The sequence below is a fragment of the Pseudomonas sp. GW821-FHT09C10 genome (assembly GCF_059418085.1).
In genome coordinates this window covers 54,140-67,862 of record NZ_JBWKPE010000017.1, presented here as the reverse complement: position 1 = coordinate 67,862, position 13,723 = coordinate 54,140, and the positions used below count along the sequence as shown (strand labels likewise).

Sequence of the window (13,723 nt, the reverse complement as noted above, 5' to 3'; positions counted from 1 at the left end):
GACTCTAGGCTATTCGTCGCGCAAATTTAAATTCCAAGTTCTTATGTCGAGCATGCAACTGATGAATGATCTGCGCCGAATCGACCTTAACCTGTTGGTGGTCCTTGACGCCTTGCTCAGTGAGCAACACGTCACCCGCGCCGCCGAGCGTTTGCACCTCAGCCAGCCGGCAGTGAGCCACGCGCTGGCGCGCTTGCGCGATTTATTGGGTGACCCGTTGCTGGTGCGCCAGGGCGGCACGTTAGTGCCCACGGCCCGCGCCCTGGAGTTGGCGGCGCCATTGGCCGAAGCCCTGGCCCAGGTGCAGGCGTTGCTGGCGCCGAATCGCTTTGACCCGGCATCAGCCAAGCGCCGGTTTCGTGTGGCGATGTCGGACTACAGTGCGGCGATTTTCCTGCCGGGTCTGGTTCGCGTCCTGCGGCGTGAAGCGCCCGGTATCGACCTGCAAATCATCCAGGCCAGCCGCGAAGGCATGGTGGAGGGCGTGCTCAACGGTGATATCGACCTGGCTGCCGGCGTCTTTCCCGACATGCCCGCCGAGCTGCGCACTGCGCCGTTGTTCGAAGAGCATTACACCTGCCTGCTGGACCGCAACAGCCTGCCGCACAACGGTGTGCTCGACCTGCCCACCTACCTGTCGCGCCCCCACGTACTGCTGGAAATGCGCGGCAGCGGTGCGCCGGAAATCGAGCGGGCACTGACCGCGATTCGCGAGCGACGGCATGTGGCGATCAGCCTGCCGCACTGGGGCGTGGCGCCGCAGTTGATCAAGGGCACGGACTTGATTCTCACCGTATCGTCGCGAGGCTTGCTGAATATTGATCACCCGCATCTGGTCGCCGTGGCGCCGCCGTTTCATATTCCGTCGTTTACCTTTGAACTGGCATGGCATGCGCGACGGGGCGGGGATTCGGGGTTGCAGTGGTTGATTGGGCAGGTGCAGGGAGGGTTACAGGGCTGAATGGTTGCTACCAGGATGTCGGTGGCTGGCGACGTGTATGAAAAAGTCGCATCACTTGTAATCGTCCATCTCGAATCCGGTAGGGAACGATGTAAGGCCATCGAGGCACTACCCACTCCCGCGTTCCTGGAACTCGACCTTCCTTTCCCATTGCAGGAAATTCGGCGACATGTCCTAGCCCAACCATGATGGCCTGGACGAACTCATGGGCGGCTTTGGGGTTTTCCTGCGCAATGTACGCGGCTTCATCATCAAGGTTCTTGAGGGCTGTCCTCAGCCACTCAACCTGCATTGGTGCGCCATTTATCGGCAACGGCTTTTACCTCCGCAGCCGTCGCGAACTCGCCTGCGTCTGCTTCTTTCAATGCTTTTTGAATTTCTTCGATTTGCCACGCTTCGCGCGTCAAGTATTCGCGTAATGCATCGACTGCGAGAAAGGATTTGCTGCGCCCGGTCGCCTTGGCGAGACTGGCAAGCGTGGCGGCGATGTCTTCGGGTATGCGTAGGGACATAACAGACATGGGGAGCCTCGATGTAGTGATGTGTAGTGCAACATACTACATTGTCATCTCTTCATGATTTACCCCCGTTCGTCAGGGGGATCCGATAAGGAAAATGCTCATGCTCTCAGGCCTCAATCACTTGACCCTGTCGGTCACCGATTTGCAGCGCAGCGTCGGGTTTTACCATGAGTTGTTGCAACTCAAGCTCGAAGCCACCTGGGACACCGGCGCCTATTTGTCATTGCCGGGCCTATGGCTATGCCTGTCCCTTGATCCGCTGCGCGACTCGAAGCCGGCGGCCGATTACACCCACTATGGGTTCACTGTCGCAGCGAGTGATTTCGCTGCGCTGGTCTCGCGCCTGCGCGCCGCCGAGGTGCAAGCGTGGCGCGACAATCGCAGCGAAGGCGCTTCGTTCTATTTCCTTGATCCCGACGGCCATAAGCTCGAAGCCCATGTGGGCGACTTGGCTTCGCGCCTGCTGGCTTGCCGCGACCAGCCCTATGCGGGAATGCGGTTTTACCCATAGCGCAGGAACGTGCAGAATCCGTCCACCTTCCCATGCTTTGTCAGAGTCGCGACCATGACCCCCTCCTTGCTGCTTGCCGTCCTCGCTTCGGGTTTTATCTACGGTATTACGCCTGGCCCCGGCGTATTGGCGGTGTTTGGCATCGGCGCCGCCCGGGGGCGTCGTGCCGGGGCGGGGTTTCTGTGCGGGCACTTGCTCGGCGATGTGCTGTGGTGCAGTACGGCGCTGATCGCGATTGTGGGCGCGCGGGAAGTCGGCAGCAGCGCGTTCGATGTGCTCGGCGTGCTCAGTGGGCTGTACCTGTTCTGGCTCGGCTGGCGCGCGATTCGTACCCAGCGTCGCAGCAGTGAAGCCCCCCAGGGCGCGGCGCGGCATCCGTTCTGGCACGGCATCCTGTTCGGCTTGACCAACCCCAAGGCGTATCCAGTGGCCGTGGCGACATTTACTGCATTGCTGTCCAGCCGCGCCGAATTGCTGACCTGGTCGATGCTGCCGGCGTTGATCTTCCTGAGCTTCGTCGGTGGCCTGTTGGCCTACGCGATCCTGATCGGCGTGGTCGGTGCCCAGCGGGTGCGCACGGTGTATCAGCGCCATGAAATCCTCATCACCAGGCTCTGCGGCGTGATGTTTATCGGCTTCGCCATCAATGCCCTGGCCCATGCGCTGCCAGGCCTGTTCGGCAGTAAACCGGCCTGACTGGGCACGACCGTTCGTCGCGCGGGCAAGTTTTTTCTAAACCTTTGCCGCCCTGAAAATTCGAATTCAGGGCGAGGTGTCTTTCCCCGCACCTATTTTTGCCCTGGAGGAACCCATCATGAGCCGCATGGCTATCCGGTTACGCACCGCCAGTTTCGCGATGCTGCTGGGCCTCGGCGCCAGCAATGCTTTCGCCCAGTCGCCTGCTGAATTCATCGAGCAGGCTTCGGCCAAAGGCATGGCCGATATCGAAACCAGTCGCATGGCCCACGCCAAGACCTCGTCCCAGGAAATCAAGGACTACACCATCGAGGTGATCAACGAGCGCACCCTGGCCAACCAGCATTTGGCGGCCATCGCCAAGAAGCTCGACCTGCCCGTGGCCCCACGGGAGAAGATCGTCGACAAGGCCGAAACCCTGATGCCCGAACTCAAGGACGGCGACTCCTTCGACGCGGCCTACACCGCGCAGCAAGTGAAGGAAAACGAAGACGCCATTGCCCTGTTCAAGCGCGAAGGGGCGGCCTCGGATGTGCCGGAAATCAAGGCACTGGTGGATGAGACGCTGCCCAAGCTGGAAGAACGTCTGCAAAAGGCCCGAGCCCTGGCCTCGACCTACGGTAAGGGCCATCAAGGCGACGGTTGAGCCTTTCGCTTGATATAAAAAACGGCGGTTGGATCATGTCCAACCGCCGTTTTTTTATGCCTGGTTCAGATCGGTCTTGTTCGGGGCCGCATCGTCGGCCGCGTGGCCACAGCTGCTGTTCAGGCTGACGGTGCCGGTGTTGCCGATGCTGCGGTATTCCTGGCGCAGTTTTTCCAGTTCCTTGCGGTCCAGGCCGTCCAGGCTCAGCACGGCGTTCTGCGCATCCTTGGAGACCCGCAGCAGTTCATCGATCTTGATGTGCAGGATGTCGTTATCGCGGTTTTGCGTGTTCTGGATCAGGAACACCATCAGGAAGGTGATGATGGTGGTCGAGGTGTTGATGATCAACTGCCAGGTGTCGTTGTAGTGGAAGTACGGACCGCTCAAGCTCCACAGGAAAATCAACGCGACCGCCGCATAGAACGTCCGGGCACTGCCTGCCCAACGGGACAGGGATTGTGAGACTGCAGAGAATTTCATGACCGCTTTCCTTAAAGGTGAGTGATGAAAATACTGACCGCAGGCACGCTCTGAAATTTCTTTTTACATCTTTGGGTGTGAACAACGTTGTGCGTTTTTCTTCCGGGCTTTTAGGAGTGGGCTTACGGCACACGACGCCGCGAGGGGCAAGACTGGGATTTTATCCGGGAACGCCCTATGCACGTTAACGCCGCCTGTGACCTGACTGCGCTTTATCACCAGACCGAAGATCATTATTTCGCTGCCACTTGCTCGCTGCATCGTCGCTACAACGCTTGTATCAACGCTTATTTTACCGACGGGTATTTCGAACCTGCGAACCTGTTGTTTATCCGGATAGGCAGCACCCCGATGGGGGACGCCATGGCGGCGCCCATGGAACTGATTCGCTGTATCTTGATGAATACACGCATCGTGATTCATGAGGAAAAGGTCGCGCAGGTAGGTGCGGTGCTGATGGGGATCGGCTTTCAGGCAGCCGAAAAGACCACGGCGATGGCACTCGATCTGTCGCGCCTTGTTTCATCGGAGCGTGACAGCACTGTACAGGTCAGCTTGACTCGAAACCTGGAAGGCTGGGCGGCTCCCCTTGGCAATGCGTTTTTGCTCCCGCCTGAATGGGTTACGCGTTATCAGGCACGGCACCAGCGGGCGCTTGACGTGGGTCAAGCGCTTTACCACTTCACCTTGTCCACTGAGGGGCAGGTGAGGTGTTCGTTGACGCTGTCCATGTGCAATGGAGAGGCCCGGCTTAACGATGTCGGCACGATCACGGAGTTCCGCGCCAAGGGGTATGCGACGCAACTGATTCAAACCGCGCTGCTTCATGCTTCGAGCCTGGGGGCCCGGCGCTGTTTTCTTGAAGCAACGACCCAGGGTGTTTCGGTGTACCGCAAGTTGGGTTTCGAAGATTTATTCGACTACCAGTCTTTTGTCCGTGGCCCGGTCGCAGGCCAGTGATCAGAAGGTCATTTTTCCTTGACCACGGTCCTCGAGCGTCAACAGATACTGCTTGGCTTCGAGTCCTCCGGCAAACCCGGTCAAGGTGCCCGAGGCACCAATCACTCGATGGCACGGCGCAATGATCGAGATGGGATTGCGCCCATTGGCAGCGCCCACGGCTCGTACGGCTTTCGGGTTGCCGATCTGCCGGGCGATCTGGCTGTAGCTGCGGGTTTCGCCAAAAGGAATAGTCAGCAGCGCCTGCCAGACCTGTTTCTGAAACTCGGTACCGGCGAAATCCAGTTCCAGGTCGAATGTGTGGCGAGTCCCCGCGAAGTACTCCTTCAACTGGCGCTCGGTTTCCAACAGCACCGGGCTGTCCTTGGCTTCGTGCAATTGACCCAGGCGCACACGGTTGGCGCGTTCGACTTCCCACAGGATGGCACTGAGCTTGCCATCGCGCGCCACCAGGGTGAGTTCCCCGACAGGGGAGGGCATGAGCTTGTATTCGTAGGACATGAGCGGGCTCCTCGAAGGGCGGTTGTTAAACGCTACAGGCCTACGGTAATGCCATCCGCCGGACTGAACACTACGTTTCTTGCGGTGGAATTCTCACTGGCCCTGGAAATTCCAGTAAACCCAGTTGGAATAGTACGGGTACCAGTAGAACCAGGAAATCCTGTAGAGCCCCATGATGACTGAGGCCTCCCCGATGACGACCAGGGAAATCAGATTGAACAGCGTGACGATTGCAGCGAATGCGGTGACGCCTCGGCTGGCATGGCGCCTGGCAAACACTACGCCGTAGACGGATGCGGCGATGGATCCGAGCGCCAGCCCCAGCCCCAAGGGATACGGGAGCCGCACCAGTGCGACCAGCAGTGGTAACACCAGCACCCAGCCGAGCACTTGGCGCAGTACAGGTGTGGATGTGGATTGTTTGGGTTCAATCATGGCAATAACCCTGGGGCCGCAAGCTCAATGAAGCGACATCATCACGCTATGGATGCAGTGCCGCATTCAGACTTTGCTCCCGTTGCAGCTACCGATCCTGTTGCAGCACCTTGAGCGCCGCCGACGCGAGAAAGCCGGAGCGGCTTTTTTCCTCCGGGTGGTGCAGTACATATTCATCGATGCGGTTGAGCAGGTAGCCCGGCAGCGTGATGTTGAGTTTTTGCGCCTTGCCCAGGTACTTGGTGACATCGATGTCTACAACCGCCCAAGTGCAGCCGGCGTACTGAGGGTTGGCGGCATGCACGGTGACCTTCTGGGCGCTCGGGATCGGCGCGCCGTCTTCCGCGAGGATTTCGAAGTGCCCTTCGATGGCTTCGCGCGCCATGGCCATGGCGTCGTCCAGGTCGTCACCGGCAGAGTAGCAACCCGGAATATCCGGGACTTCCACGCCCCAGGCGTGATCGTGGTCACCGGTTGAAATTGCGATGGGGTACAGCATGTTCGTTGTCCTCCAGGGACGATTAACTCAACAGAGCTTGTTTCAAAATGCTCTTGGCGGTTTTGTCCAACAGGTCTTTCTTTGGGTGGGGGATCGTCACCAGGCCAGGCTTCGTCGGGTGCTTGAAGTGGTGATGACTGCCTCTGATGCGCACCAGGTACCAGCCGTCTGCGACGATGTGACCTATCAAGTATCGGCTATCCACAGCACCTCCTTGTGGTGTGTGTTGGTGGTGACTATAACCACTGAAAATAAATTATCAACACTCTACCTACCAGTCTTCGATGACCGGTATTTCGGCAGATGGTGAATGCAGTGTAAGAGCGAGTGGGATCGGCGCTCTGGGGAGGTATTGCGAGGTTTTTCGGGTCATTGCCGGATGTGTAATGCTTCTTCGATAACGGCAAGAAACGCGTCAATCAACACACTGTGTCTTTCGGTCGGTGTCAGCACCAACAATCGCGCACACGCATCTGCCTCCACCAAAGGCCGATAAGTCACGCCCTTGTTCATCAAACTCCGGGTACAGGCCGGCACCAGCGCCACCCCTTGCCCGGCGGCCACCAGTGCAATGATCGAAGTGATCTGCCGTCCGGTCGGTCCGGCATGCAGGGGCACGCCATGGTGGCGGTAAAGCTGCTCGATGGACTGGTTCAGCCCCGAGCCGTAATCGGCTGGAAACAGAATCAAAGGATAGGCACTGAGCTGCGCCAGGCTGATGTCGGCCTGGCTGGCCAACGGGCTGTCACTCGACACCGCTGCCACCAAGGGTTCCTCGCCCAACGACAGCGTTTGCACTGCGTCGTTTTGTGGTAACAGCCGGCTCAAGCCAATATCCAGCCGTCCATCGGCCACTTGCGCACCGAGACTGCCGGAGGCGCATTCCACCAGGGTCAGTTGCACATCGGGAAAGCTTTGGGCGAAGGCCTGGATCGATTGGCTGAACAGGTCCGACAGGGCGATGGAACTCACATAGCCCAGAGCCAGTTGCCCGGCGGTGCCAGCAGCCAATTTACTGGCGATCACCTGTGCCAATTCAACCTGTTCCAGCACGCCACGGGCATAGGGCAGGAACGCGCGGCCCTGGGCGGTGAGCGTCACCGTGCGGCTGGTGCGATCGAACAGCTTGAAACCCAACTCTGCTTCCAGTGCCGAAATCTGCCGGGTCAACGGCGGCTGGGCCAGGTGCAGGCGCAGGGCGGCGCGACCGAAATGCAATTCTTCGGCGACCGTCAGAAAGTAACGCAGCTTGCGTAGGTCGAGCATCCTGATCCTTGGGTATCAATCGGTCCGAATTCGGTATTGGTTCAAGACCTGCCGGCCATTCTATAAAGACCTTTCAAAATAAAACGAGAGGTTTCATGAAACTGCGCCTGCATTGTGCCCGCCTTGCCCTGTTCCTGTGTGGCTGCGCGGCGTTTCTCAACCTCTATGCGACCCAAAGCATCCTCCAGACGTTCGCCGCGCACTTTCATATCAGTGCCAAGGAGGCGGGGTGGAGCATCACCGTCACCACCCTGGCGGTGGCGATCACGGCACCTTTCGTCAGTCGCCTGACCGGACGTTTTGCACAACGCACGGTGATCTCGGTGGCCGCTGTGCTGCTGGCGGTGCCGGCATTGATGACCGCTTATGCCGACAGCTTTGCCGAAGTGCTGGTATGGCGTTTTGTCGAGGGCATGCTGATCCCGGTACTGTTCGCCACCAGCGTGGCCTACATCGGCGACCGCTGGCGCGGCGGCACGGTCACGGAGGTGACGAGTCTCTACGTCGCGGGCACCGTGTTGGGCGGGTTCGCCGGGCGCTTCGTCACCGGAGTCATGACCGAGTATGTGGGCTGGCGTGAGGCCTTTGAAGTGCTCGCGGTGCTGAGCTTGATGGTCGGCGGATTCATCCAGTTTCTGTTGCCGGCCAACCGCCCGCGGACCGTGCAGGTTAAAGCCTCCTCGTCAGGTGTATTTCGCCAGCCGCTGTTGGCCGCATACGCCGTAGGTTTCTGCGTGTTGTTTTCGCAAGTCGCGGCGTTTACCTACGCAGGTTTGTACTTGGGCCTGCCGCCGTTCAACCTCGGGCCTGCGGCGTTGGGGACGCTGTACATGGTGTTCCTGTTGGCGTTGATCGTGATCCCCATCGCCGGACGCCTCAGCAAAGCTCGGCCCCATGCCCAACTGCTGGGTGTCGCCGCCGTGCTGGGCGTCAGTGGTTCGGCGTTGACCCTGATGCCCTCCCTCTGGTGCATCGTAGTGGGCCTGGCGCTCAGTTCCACCGGTGTGTTCCTCGCCCAGGCGGCCGCCAATGGGTTTATCACGGCCACCGCGGGCGATAACAAGACGGGTGCTATCGGGGTGTATCTCACCTGTTATTACCTGGGCGGCAGCGGCGGCGCCATTGTCCCGGCGCTGATCTGGGAACGCTGGGGCTGGGTCGGGTGCGTGGTGCTGATCATCGGGTTCCAACTGCTGATCTTGTTGATCGCCTTGACCGGCTGGAAGCCCCTTAAACCTGAGCTGATTCCTACGCGATGAACGATACCGTTGCTGTGCCTTCGCCCGAATTATCGACGCGCCGTCGCGCTTTGTTCGCTGGTTGCAGCGCCCATGCCGTGCATGATGGGCTCACTGACGTGATCTACGTTTTGCTGCCTGTCTGGCAGGCTCAGTTCGCCTTGTCCTACGCCCAGATCGGCCTGCTGCGGGGTGCCTATTCCGGGATGATGGCCGTGTTCCAATTGCTGGCCAGCCGCGCAGCCAGACGCTGGGGCCGCACACCGATGCTGGTGGGCGGCACGGCGCTGGCGGGTGTTGCCTACCTGCTGGTGGGCCAGGCGACAGGGCTGACCGTGTTGCTGCTGGCGCTGCTGCTCGGCGGTCTGGGCGCCAGCACCCAACACCCACTGGCCTCGTCGATGATCACCGACGCCTACGAGGACGGGGGTGGGGTCAAGCAGGCGCTGTCCCAGTACAACTTCTCCGGCGATATCGGCAAGACACTGATTCCTGGTCTGGTCGGGCTGCTGCTCACCGTCATCATTTGGCAGGCCAGCGCCACGTTGCTGGGCCTGCTTGGCCTGGCGGCGGCGGGGCTGTTGTGGTGGCTGATTCCTGCTCAAGCATCCGAATCCACCGCCGCAAAAACAGCCAAGCCCCTCAGGGGTAGCGGCTCCACCACGGGCCTGCGCGCGCTGATCCTCACCGGCACCCTCGACAGCGCCGTGCGCATGGGATTTCTCACTTTCCTGCCGTTCCTGCTGCAAGCCAAAGGCGCCGGTACTGCTGGCATCGGCCTCGCCCTCACCTTGCTGTTCATCGGTGGTGCCTTCGGCAAACTGTTCTGCGGCTACCTCGGCGCGCGCATCGGCATGATGAAGACCGTGTGGATCACGGAAACCAGCACTGCAGTGCTGATCGTCGCGGCGGTGTGCCTGCCGCTCAGCGGGTTGATGGTGATGCTGCCGCTGTTGGGCCTGGTGCTTAATGGCACCTCCTCGGTACTGTACGGCGCCGTGCCCGACCTTGCCGGCGCGGGCAAGCGCGAGCAGGCGTTTGCACTGTTCTACACCGGCACGATTGGCGGTGGCGCGCTGGCGCCGCTGGTGTTTGGTGCAGTGGGGGATGTGCTGGGCGTGCCGGTGGCGGTGATGGTGTTGGCGGGGATGTTGGGTGTGACGTTGCCGTTGGCGTGGGTGGTGCAGAGGAGTGGGGTTGAGGCTTAAAAGGCTCACTCTCGGGTACTTGGAATTTTTTGCTTAAATGCCAAGGAGTCGAACGGCTGAGGTTCTCGGCTGGACTCAACCATCGCCAGTTCTGCCCGAATTTTCTCACGGGCTTTGGCCGCAAAATCGACAGCCCTTAGGAACTCTGATTTATCACCCTCTGCAATAACCTGAGAAAGGTATTCGTGGATGGCTTCCTGGCTGTCGAGCAGGTCAACAATATCGAAAGCGGTCAATGGCTGAGTCATGATCAAACCTGCGTATGCATTTCTGGTGGGCTGGGGCCATGGACAATGATGTGAGTGGTAGGTTGAATTCAAACGTTCTTCAACGGCTATTTGTTGCCAAAAGCTTCGATTTCTTCACGCTTCGAGCATGGGGCTGAACCTTGCGGCATTGCCTACACAACGATCAGACTCGTCCGAGTTGTGCGCCTTGGACGGCCTCTTTAAGGTTCGTCAGCCGCTGCCCATCAGCGGTCGGGTTTAGTAGCCCGATACGATCAACGGCGTACAGCTGCTCTTATGGTGGCTGCACGCAGGGCGTCTTCGGGCGCGCCGGTTTCGTTGATTCGCCGGTCTACTAACCTGCGTACAGCCGCCACCCATTGTTTAGTAGCTCTGGTATGCGGTCCCTAACGAGGATCAACAGATGTGTACTGACTCATGCAATCCATCCGTAAAACTGTTCAGCGTCCGTCCCGAAATCGACACTCAAGCGCTGCTCGCCAACGCCTACGAAACCATCGCCGGTGCAGGTGCCATGACCCACGAGTTCGTCGAAAGCCTGCCCTCTCAACAGCGCTACCTGGCCCTGGCCATTCAGCAGATGATTGAACTGGGCCTGCTGCTGGTCGAGGCTGTTCAGGACCGCGTGGACCGAGCCGCGTAGGTCACCCGTACGGTGTAAACGGCTTGCCTTCCCAGGCCGCCCATACCACGGGGGAGGGGAGCCAGGATTTACAGTGTCGCCGCCAGCGAAAACGGAATGCGCAACGCACCGATAGGCCCTTCACGCGTACCGCACATTTCATCGTGAACGCAGTGTTGCACCAGTACGCAAGGAAACGGCGGAACCCGCTGCAACAGGTCGCGTAAATGCGTGGTGGACCCGATGCGCATCGGCTTGCCGTGATCGTCCAGTAACGTCGCCTCGACGTGCTCCAGCCTGACGAGAGCGATATAGAAACCGCCCTCCAGGGACAGCAACTCCAGCTCACGTATTTCGCCTTTCCCGGCCAGCTCGGTCAGCATTTGCATATTCATGATTAACCCTCGCTTAGGGCTCATTGGTGACGAAAAACAACGTGACCTGGCCCCACTCATGGCCTGGCTCTTCGAAGGTGCGGGGCGAAGTGTCGCCGCTCGAAGCATGATACTTGTACAATAAATAAAATTTGTACAGGTTTGTGCGCACTCTATTTTTGAATCTCAAATCCCACCCATAAAAAAACCGGCCACCAAGGACCGGTTTTTTATGCATCCCCCGCCAAAATCCTGCCGGCGTGGAAGCTATGTCTGAGTGGAGCGGGTGAAGGGAATCGAACCCTCGTTATCAGCTTGGGAAGCTGGAGTAATGCCATTATACGACACCCGCTCAGAGCGGCTGACTTTGTACCAGATGTGCGCCGGGATTTGAAGTTTTTCTTCGGAATTTGTGCAGCTTGCCGTGGCGAGCAGGTCCGTTCGCCACGGCAAGCCTTCATTTCAGATGGCGAATGCATGCTGCGTCTGGCCCTGGTGATAACGCAATCGGCTGGCCTGCCGTTCCGGTTTCAAAAAGCCCACCACCGCGTCCCGGCTGTCCCGGCAGGCGGCCTTGTGCTCCATATCCAGGAAATGCCCCGTCGCCTGGATGGTGCTGAAGCTGCTCTTCGTCACGTACTGCCCGAACTGCTTGGCATCCTCGGCGCTGGTGTATTCGTCCCATTCGCCGTTCAAAAACAGCACCGGCACATCGATCTGCCGCGCGGCCTTGAGGTAGCACAGGCGGTCGTTGTGCAGTACCTGGCTGATGTGAAAATGCATCTGCCCGTATTCGTGCTCGGCCAGGCTGCTCACATGCTTGTAGTTGAAACGCTTGAACAGCGACGGCAGGTGTTTGCCGATGGTGCTGTTGATCAAGTGCCCGACGCGGTCGCGGTCGAGGTTGCCGAGGTAGTCGACGCCACGCTCGAGGTAGTCGCGCATCGGCGCGTTGATCACCGGAGAGAACGAGCTGATCACGGCCTTTTCCACACGCCGTGGCCGCTGGGCGAGGGCCACCAGGGTGGCGGCGCCGCCCCAGGAGAAGGACAGCACGTGCTCGGCGGCGAAGTGGTCGATCAGCTCCAGGAGGATCTGGCCTTCGACTTCCTTCGTCAGCATTTGCTCATGACGGTTATGGATTTTGGAGCGACCGGCGTAGGGCTGGTCGTACAAAACCACATTGAATTGCGGGTACAGGCTTTTCACGGTTTGGGCGAAGGAGGCCGTGGTGGCCAGCGAGCCGTTGACCAGGATGATGGTCTTTTCAGCAGCATCCGCGCGGTAGAACTCCGTGTAAACCCGATACTGACCCTGTATATCCAACACAGCGATTTCTGGCCTCATGTCGTAAGACTCCTGGCAAGCGGGTAGGGCGCGCAGATCACTCTGCACGAGCTTTATGACAGGTAGGCATACGCCTGGAAGATGAGAGCCCATGTCGGTCCGATGACGGCTGGCCGACGGCTGTTGTTAGGGCGGGCTGTTTGCCTGGGAGGCCCGTAGATCAAGCGCGGGCGGGGCAAGGTGTTTCTTGGAGGTTATAGGCGACTCGTCAGTCATAATTTGGCTGACGGTTTGATTCAAGCAGTAGACCGGGGATGCCGCAAGTCACACAAATGGGTTTTTGCCATCACCGGCCGAACGGTCGTCAGACCTGTCGGATTTCTTCCTCGGACAGCGCCCGGTACTTGCCAGGCGCCAGGGCCGCATCCAAGCCCAATGGGCCCATTCGCTCACGGTGCAGGCCGATCACTTTGTTGTTGAAGTGCCCGAACATGCGCTTCACCTGGTGATAGCGGCCTTCGGTGATGCTCAGTCGGGCCAGGCGTGGCCCCAGCAGCTCCAGCTCGGCCGGTTGCGTGGTCAGGTCTTCAAAGGCGAAATAAAGGCCCGCTGCAAAGGTTGCCGCGTATTCGGGGCCGATGTCCTGCTCCGTCTCTACCCGATAGACCTTGGGCAACTTGGTCTGCGGTTGCGTCAGGCGCCGCGACCACTGGCCGTCGTTGGTGATCAGCATCAGGCCGGTGGTGTTGAAATCCAGGCGACCGGCGATATGCAGCTCGCCTTTGTCCGGCTCATCCAGCAGGTCCAGGACGGTCGGGTGTTGCGGGTCCGAGGTCGCGCTGACGCAGCCCTGGGGTTTGTGCAGCATGAAATAGCGCGCCGCTTTACCCGCCTGCAGTACGTCATCGTCCACGCACACGCGGCTGAATTCGCGCACTTCATGATGTGGGTCGCTGACAGCCACGCCATCCACCGTCACCCGCCGCTCCACCAGCAACACGCGCACTTGCTGGCGATTGAAACGCGGCAGGTTGCTGAGGAAACGGTCAACGCGCATTGCGAAGCTGCTCATCCACCTGAGCACAGCGCGGGCACAGGCAGGCCGTGTTGCGCAATGCATCGGGCAGCGCTTCAAGCACCGCCGGGTCGATGGTGACGCTGTAGCACCAGCACGGCTGGTCGGCGGTGCGTGGGTCGGCCAGGGTGCAATCGTTGCGGGCACCGCAGGCGGGGCAAAGGGTTGGCGTGGTCATGGTCGGTGGGGGCAGGG

Annotated in this window: 21 protein-coding genes and 1 tRNA gene; 8 read left to right on the top strand and 14 right to left on the bottom strand. The window is 59.7% G+C overall.

Going from position 1 to position 13,723, the window contains the following annotated elements; all coding sequences use genetic code 11:
* Nucleotides 1–52: 52 nt before the first annotated feature.
* Entirely contained in the window at nucleotides 53–961 is a 909-nt protein-coding gene (locus tag AC07OT_RS26645; protein WP_495109475.1) for a LysR family transcriptional regulator, read from the top strand.
* 7 nt (nucleotides 962–968) lie between these two features.
* Here the strand turns inward: AC07OT_RS26645 and AC07OT_RS26640 are convergent, their stop codons facing one another.
* Together AC07OT_RS26640 and AC07OT_RS26635 are read right to left on the bottom strand one after the other, a co-directional pair.
* Entirely contained in the window at nucleotides 969–1,253 is a 285-nt protein-coding gene (locus AC07OT_RS26640) for a type II toxin-antitoxin system RelE/ParE family toxin (RefSeq protein WP_495109474.1), read from the bottom strand.
* Nucleotides 1,243–1,482 carry a CopG family ribbon-helix-helix protein gene (locus tag AC07OT_RS26635; RefSeq protein ID WP_065928241.1) on the bottom strand — a complete coding sequence of 80 codons (240 nt, stop codon included), beginning with the start codon at nucleotides 1,480–1,482 and terminating at the stop codon, nucleotides 1,243–1,245. The genes AC07OT_RS26640 and AC07OT_RS26635 overlap by 11 nt, the downstream gene beginning before the upstream one ends.
* A gap of 100 nt (nucleotides 1,483–1,582) precedes the next feature.
* Between AC07OT_RS26635 and fos the strand changes: the two genes are divergently transcribed.
* The 3 genes from fos to AC07OT_RS26620 all read left to right on the top strand — a co-directional run bounded on the left by fos (nucleotide 1,583) and on the right by AC07OT_RS26620 (nucleotide 3,335).
* Entirely contained in the window at nucleotides 1,583–1,993 is a 411-nt protein-coding gene (fos, locus tag AC07OT_RS26630; RefSeq protein WP_253493582.1) for a fosfomycin resistance glutathione transferase, read from the top strand.
* Between the two features lie 54 nt (nucleotides 1,994–2,047).
* Nucleotides 2,048–2,689, top strand: a complete 642-nt coding sequence (locus AC07OT_RS26625; RefSeq protein WP_027604357.1) for a LysE family translocator — start codon at nucleotides 2,048–2,050, stop codon at nucleotides 2,687–2,689.
* A gap of 118 nt (nucleotides 2,690–2,807) precedes the next feature.
* A complete protein-coding gene (locus AC07OT_RS26620; RefSeq protein ID WP_027604356.1) occupies nucleotides 2,808–3,335 on the top strand; it encodes a DUF4142 domain-containing protein in 528 nt (175 codons plus the stop codon).
* A 54-nt stretch (nucleotides 3,336–3,389) separates the two neighbouring features.
* Here AC07OT_RS26620 and AC07OT_RS26615 read toward each other — a convergent pair whose 3' ends face one another.
* Nucleotides 3,390–3,815 carry a low affinity iron permease family protein gene (locus AC07OT_RS26615; protein WP_027604355.1) on the bottom strand — a complete coding sequence of 142 codons (426 nt, stop codon included), beginning with the start codon at nucleotides 3,813–3,815 and terminating at the stop codon, nucleotides 3,390–3,392.
* A gap of 177 nt (nucleotides 3,816–3,992) precedes the next feature.
* On the opposite strand from AC07OT_RS26615, the gene AC07OT_RS26610 reads away from it, so the two are divergent.
* Nucleotides 3,993–4,775 carry a GNAT family N-acetyltransferase gene (locus AC07OT_RS26610; RefSeq protein WP_495109473.1) on the top strand — a complete coding sequence of 261 codons (783 nt, stop codon included), beginning with the start codon at nucleotides 3,993–3,995 and terminating at the stop codon, nucleotides 4,773–4,775.
* Here AC07OT_RS26610 and AC07OT_RS26605 read toward each other — a convergent pair whose 3' ends face one another.
* The 5 genes from AC07OT_RS26605 to AC07OT_RS26585 all read right to left on the bottom strand — a co-directional run bounded on the left by AC07OT_RS26605 (nucleotide 4,776) and on the right by AC07OT_RS26585 (nucleotide 7,476).
* A complete protein-coding gene (locus AC07OT_RS26605; protein WP_495109472.1) occupies nucleotides 4,776–5,276 on the bottom strand; it encodes a methylated-DNA--[protein]-cysteine S-methyltransferase in 501 nt (166 codons plus the stop codon).
* A 93-nt stretch (nucleotides 5,277–5,369) separates the two neighbouring features.
* Nucleotides 5,370–5,711 (bottom strand): hypothetical protein, encoded by a 342-nt coding sequence (locus AC07OT_RS26600; protein ID WP_495109471.1) that lies wholly within the window; start codon nucleotides 5,709–5,711, stop codon nucleotides 5,370–5,372.
* A gap of 88 nt (nucleotides 5,712–5,799) precedes the next feature.
* Nucleotides 5,800–6,210: a type II toxin-antitoxin system HicB family antitoxin gene (locus AC07OT_RS26595; protein WP_027604351.1), complete on the bottom strand. Its 411-nt coding sequence runs from the start codon at nucleotides 6,208–6,210 to the stop codon at nucleotides 5,800–5,802.
* 22 nt (nucleotides 6,211–6,232) lie between these two features.
* A complete protein-coding gene (locus AC07OT_RS26590) occupies nucleotides 6,233–6,415 on the bottom strand; it encodes a type II toxin-antitoxin system HicA family toxin (RefSeq protein ID WP_003189411.1) in 183 nt (60 codons plus the stop codon).
* 164 nt (nucleotides 6,416–6,579) lie between these two features.
* Complete coding sequence (locus tag AC07OT_RS26585) at nucleotides 6,580–7,476, bottom strand: LysR family transcriptional regulator (RefSeq protein WP_495109470.1); 897 nt, start codon at nucleotides 7,474–7,476, stop codon at nucleotides 6,580–6,582.
* Nucleotides 7,477–7,571: 95 nt separating this feature from the next.
* On the opposite strand from AC07OT_RS26585, the gene AC07OT_RS26580 reads away from it, so the two are divergent.
* Both AC07OT_RS26580 and AC07OT_RS26575 read left to right on the top strand, forming a co-directional pair.
* The gene (locus tag AC07OT_RS26580; RefSeq protein ID WP_495109469.1) at nucleotides 7,572–8,735 is read left to right on the top strand and encodes an MFS transporter; all 1,164 of its coding nucleotides are present in this window, start codon (nucleotides 7,572–7,574) and stop codon (nucleotides 8,733–8,735) included.
* Nucleotides 8,732–9,922, top strand: coding sequence for an MFS transporter (locus AC07OT_RS26575; RefSeq protein WP_495109468.1), 1,191 nt, complete (start codon nucleotides 8,732–8,734; stop codon nucleotides 9,920–9,922). The genes AC07OT_RS26580 and AC07OT_RS26575 overlap by 4 nt, the downstream gene beginning before the upstream one ends.
* A 5-nt stretch (nucleotides 9,923–9,927) precedes the next feature.
* Here AC07OT_RS26575 and AC07OT_RS26570 read toward each other — a convergent pair whose 3' ends face one another.
* The gene (locus AC07OT_RS26570; protein WP_177414150.1) at nucleotides 9,928–10,170 is read right to left on the bottom strand and encodes a helix-turn-helix domain-containing transcriptional regulator; all 243 of its coding nucleotides are present in this window, start codon (nucleotides 10,168–10,170) and stop codon (nucleotides 9,928–9,930) included.
* 403 nt (nucleotides 10,171–10,573) lie between these two features.
* On the opposite strand from AC07OT_RS26570, the gene AC07OT_RS26565 reads away from it, so the two are divergent.
* On the top strand, nucleotides 10,574–10,813 hold the full coding sequence (locus AC07OT_RS26565) for a DUF6124 family protein (protein WP_027604347.1): 240 nt from the start codon (nucleotides 10,574–10,576) through the stop codon (nucleotides 10,811–10,813).
* A gap of 68 nt (nucleotides 10,814–10,881) precedes the next feature.
* On the opposite strand, the gene AC07OT_RS26560 is transcribed toward AC07OT_RS26565, so the two are convergent.
* From AC07OT_RS26560 to AC07OT_RS26540, 5 genes are all read right to left on the bottom strand, one after another.
* Nucleotides 10,882–11,187, bottom strand: a complete 306-nt coding sequence (locus tag AC07OT_RS26560; protein ID WP_495109467.1) for a DUF6482 family protein — start codon at nucleotides 11,185–11,187, stop codon at nucleotides 10,882–10,884.
* Between the two features lie 257 nt (nucleotides 11,188–11,444).
* Nucleotides 11,445–11,518 (bottom strand) — tRNA-Gly (locus tag AC07OT_RS26555).
* 110 nt (nucleotides 11,519–11,628) lie between these two features.
* The gene (locus AC07OT_RS26550) at nucleotides 11,629–12,513 is read right to left on the bottom strand and encodes an alpha/beta fold hydrolase (protein WP_495109466.1); all 885 of its coding nucleotides are present in this window, start codon (nucleotides 12,511–12,513) and stop codon (nucleotides 11,629–11,631) included.
* A gap of 304 nt (nucleotides 12,514–12,817) precedes the next feature.
* Nucleotides 12,818–13,510, bottom strand: coding sequence for a pseudouridine synthase (locus tag AC07OT_RS26545; protein WP_495109465.1), 693 nt, complete (start codon nucleotides 13,508–13,510; stop codon nucleotides 12,818–12,820).
* Nucleotides 13,500–13,706 (bottom strand): cysteine-rich CWC family protein, encoded by a 207-nt coding sequence (locus AC07OT_RS26540; protein WP_065938870.1) that lies wholly within the window; start codon nucleotides 13,704–13,706, stop codon nucleotides 13,500–13,502. The genes AC07OT_RS26545 and AC07OT_RS26540 overlap by 11 nt, the downstream gene beginning before the upstream one ends.
* Nucleotides 13,707–13,723: the final 17 nt, after the last annotated feature.

Coding starts and splice junctions, on each gene's coding strand:
- AC07OT_RS26645 (WP_495109475.1), top strand. CDS start 53: ATGCAACTGATGAATGATCTGCGCCGAATCGACCTTAACCTGTTGGTG.
- AC07OT_RS26640 (WP_495109474.1), bottom strand. CDS start 1,253: ATGCAGGTTGAGTGGCTGAGGACAGCCCTCAAGAACCTTGATGATGAA.
- AC07OT_RS26635 (WP_065928241.1), bottom strand. CDS start 1,482: ATGTCTGTTATGTCCCTACGCATACCCGAAGACATCGCCGCCACGCTT.
- fos (WP_253493582.1), top strand. CDS start 1,583: ATGCTCTCAGGCCTCAATCACTTGACCCTGTCGGTCACCGATTTGCAG.
- AC07OT_RS26625 (WP_027604357.1), top strand. CDS start 2,048: ATGACCCCCTCCTTGCTGCTTGCCGTCCTCGCTTCGGGTTTTATCTAC.
- AC07OT_RS26620 (WP_027604356.1), top strand. CDS start 2,808: ATGAGCCGCATGGCTATCCGGTTACGCACCGCCAGTTTCGCGATGCTG.
- AC07OT_RS26615 (WP_027604355.1), bottom strand. CDS start 3,815: ATGAAATTCTCTGCAGTCTCACAATCCCTGTCCCGTTGGGCAGGCAGT.
- AC07OT_RS26610 (WP_495109473.1), top strand. CDS start 3,993: ATGCACGTTAACGCCGCCTGTGACCTGACTGCGCTTTATCACCAGACC.
- AC07OT_RS26605 (WP_495109472.1), bottom strand. CDS start 5,276: ATGTCCTACGAATACAAGCTCATGCCCTCCCCTGTCGGGGAACTCACC.
- AC07OT_RS26600 (WP_495109471.1), bottom strand. CDS start 5,711: ATGATTGAACCCAAACAATCCACATCCACACCTGTACTGCGCCAAGTG.
- AC07OT_RS26595 (WP_027604351.1), bottom strand. CDS start 6,210: ATGCTGTACCCCATCGCAATTTCAACCGGTGACCACGATCACGCCTGG.
- AC07OT_RS26585 (WP_495109470.1), bottom strand. CDS start 7,476: ATGCTCGACCTACGCAAGCTGCGTTACTTTCTGACGGTCGCCGAAGAA.
- AC07OT_RS26580 (WP_495109469.1), top strand. CDS start 7,572: ATGAAACTGCGCCTGCATTGTGCCCGCCTTGCCCTGTTCCTGTGTGGC.
- AC07OT_RS26575 (WP_495109468.1), top strand. CDS start 8,732: ATGAACGATACCGTTGCTGTGCCTTCGCCCGAATTATCGACGCGCCGT.
- AC07OT_RS26570 (WP_177414150.1), bottom strand. CDS start 10,170: ATGACTCAGCCATTGACCGCTTTCGATATTGTTGACCTGCTCGACAGC.
- AC07OT_RS26565 (WP_027604347.1), top strand. CDS start 10,574: ATGTGTACTGACTCATGCAATCCATCCGTAAAACTGTTCAGCGTCCGT.
- AC07OT_RS26560 (WP_495109467.1), bottom strand. CDS start 11,187: ATGAATATGCAAATGCTGACCGAGCTGGCCGGGAAAGGCGAAATACGT.
- AC07OT_RS26550 (WP_495109466.1), bottom strand. CDS start 12,513: ATGAGGCCAGAAATCGCTGTGTTGGATATACAGGGTCAGTATCGGGTT.
- AC07OT_RS26545 (WP_495109465.1), bottom strand. CDS start 13,510: ATGCGCGTTGACCGTTTCCTCAGCAACCTGCCGCGTTTCAATCGCCAG.
- AC07OT_RS26540 (WP_065938870.1), bottom strand. CDS start 13,706: ATGACCACGCCAACCCTTTGCCCCGCCTGCGGTGCCCGCAACGATTGC.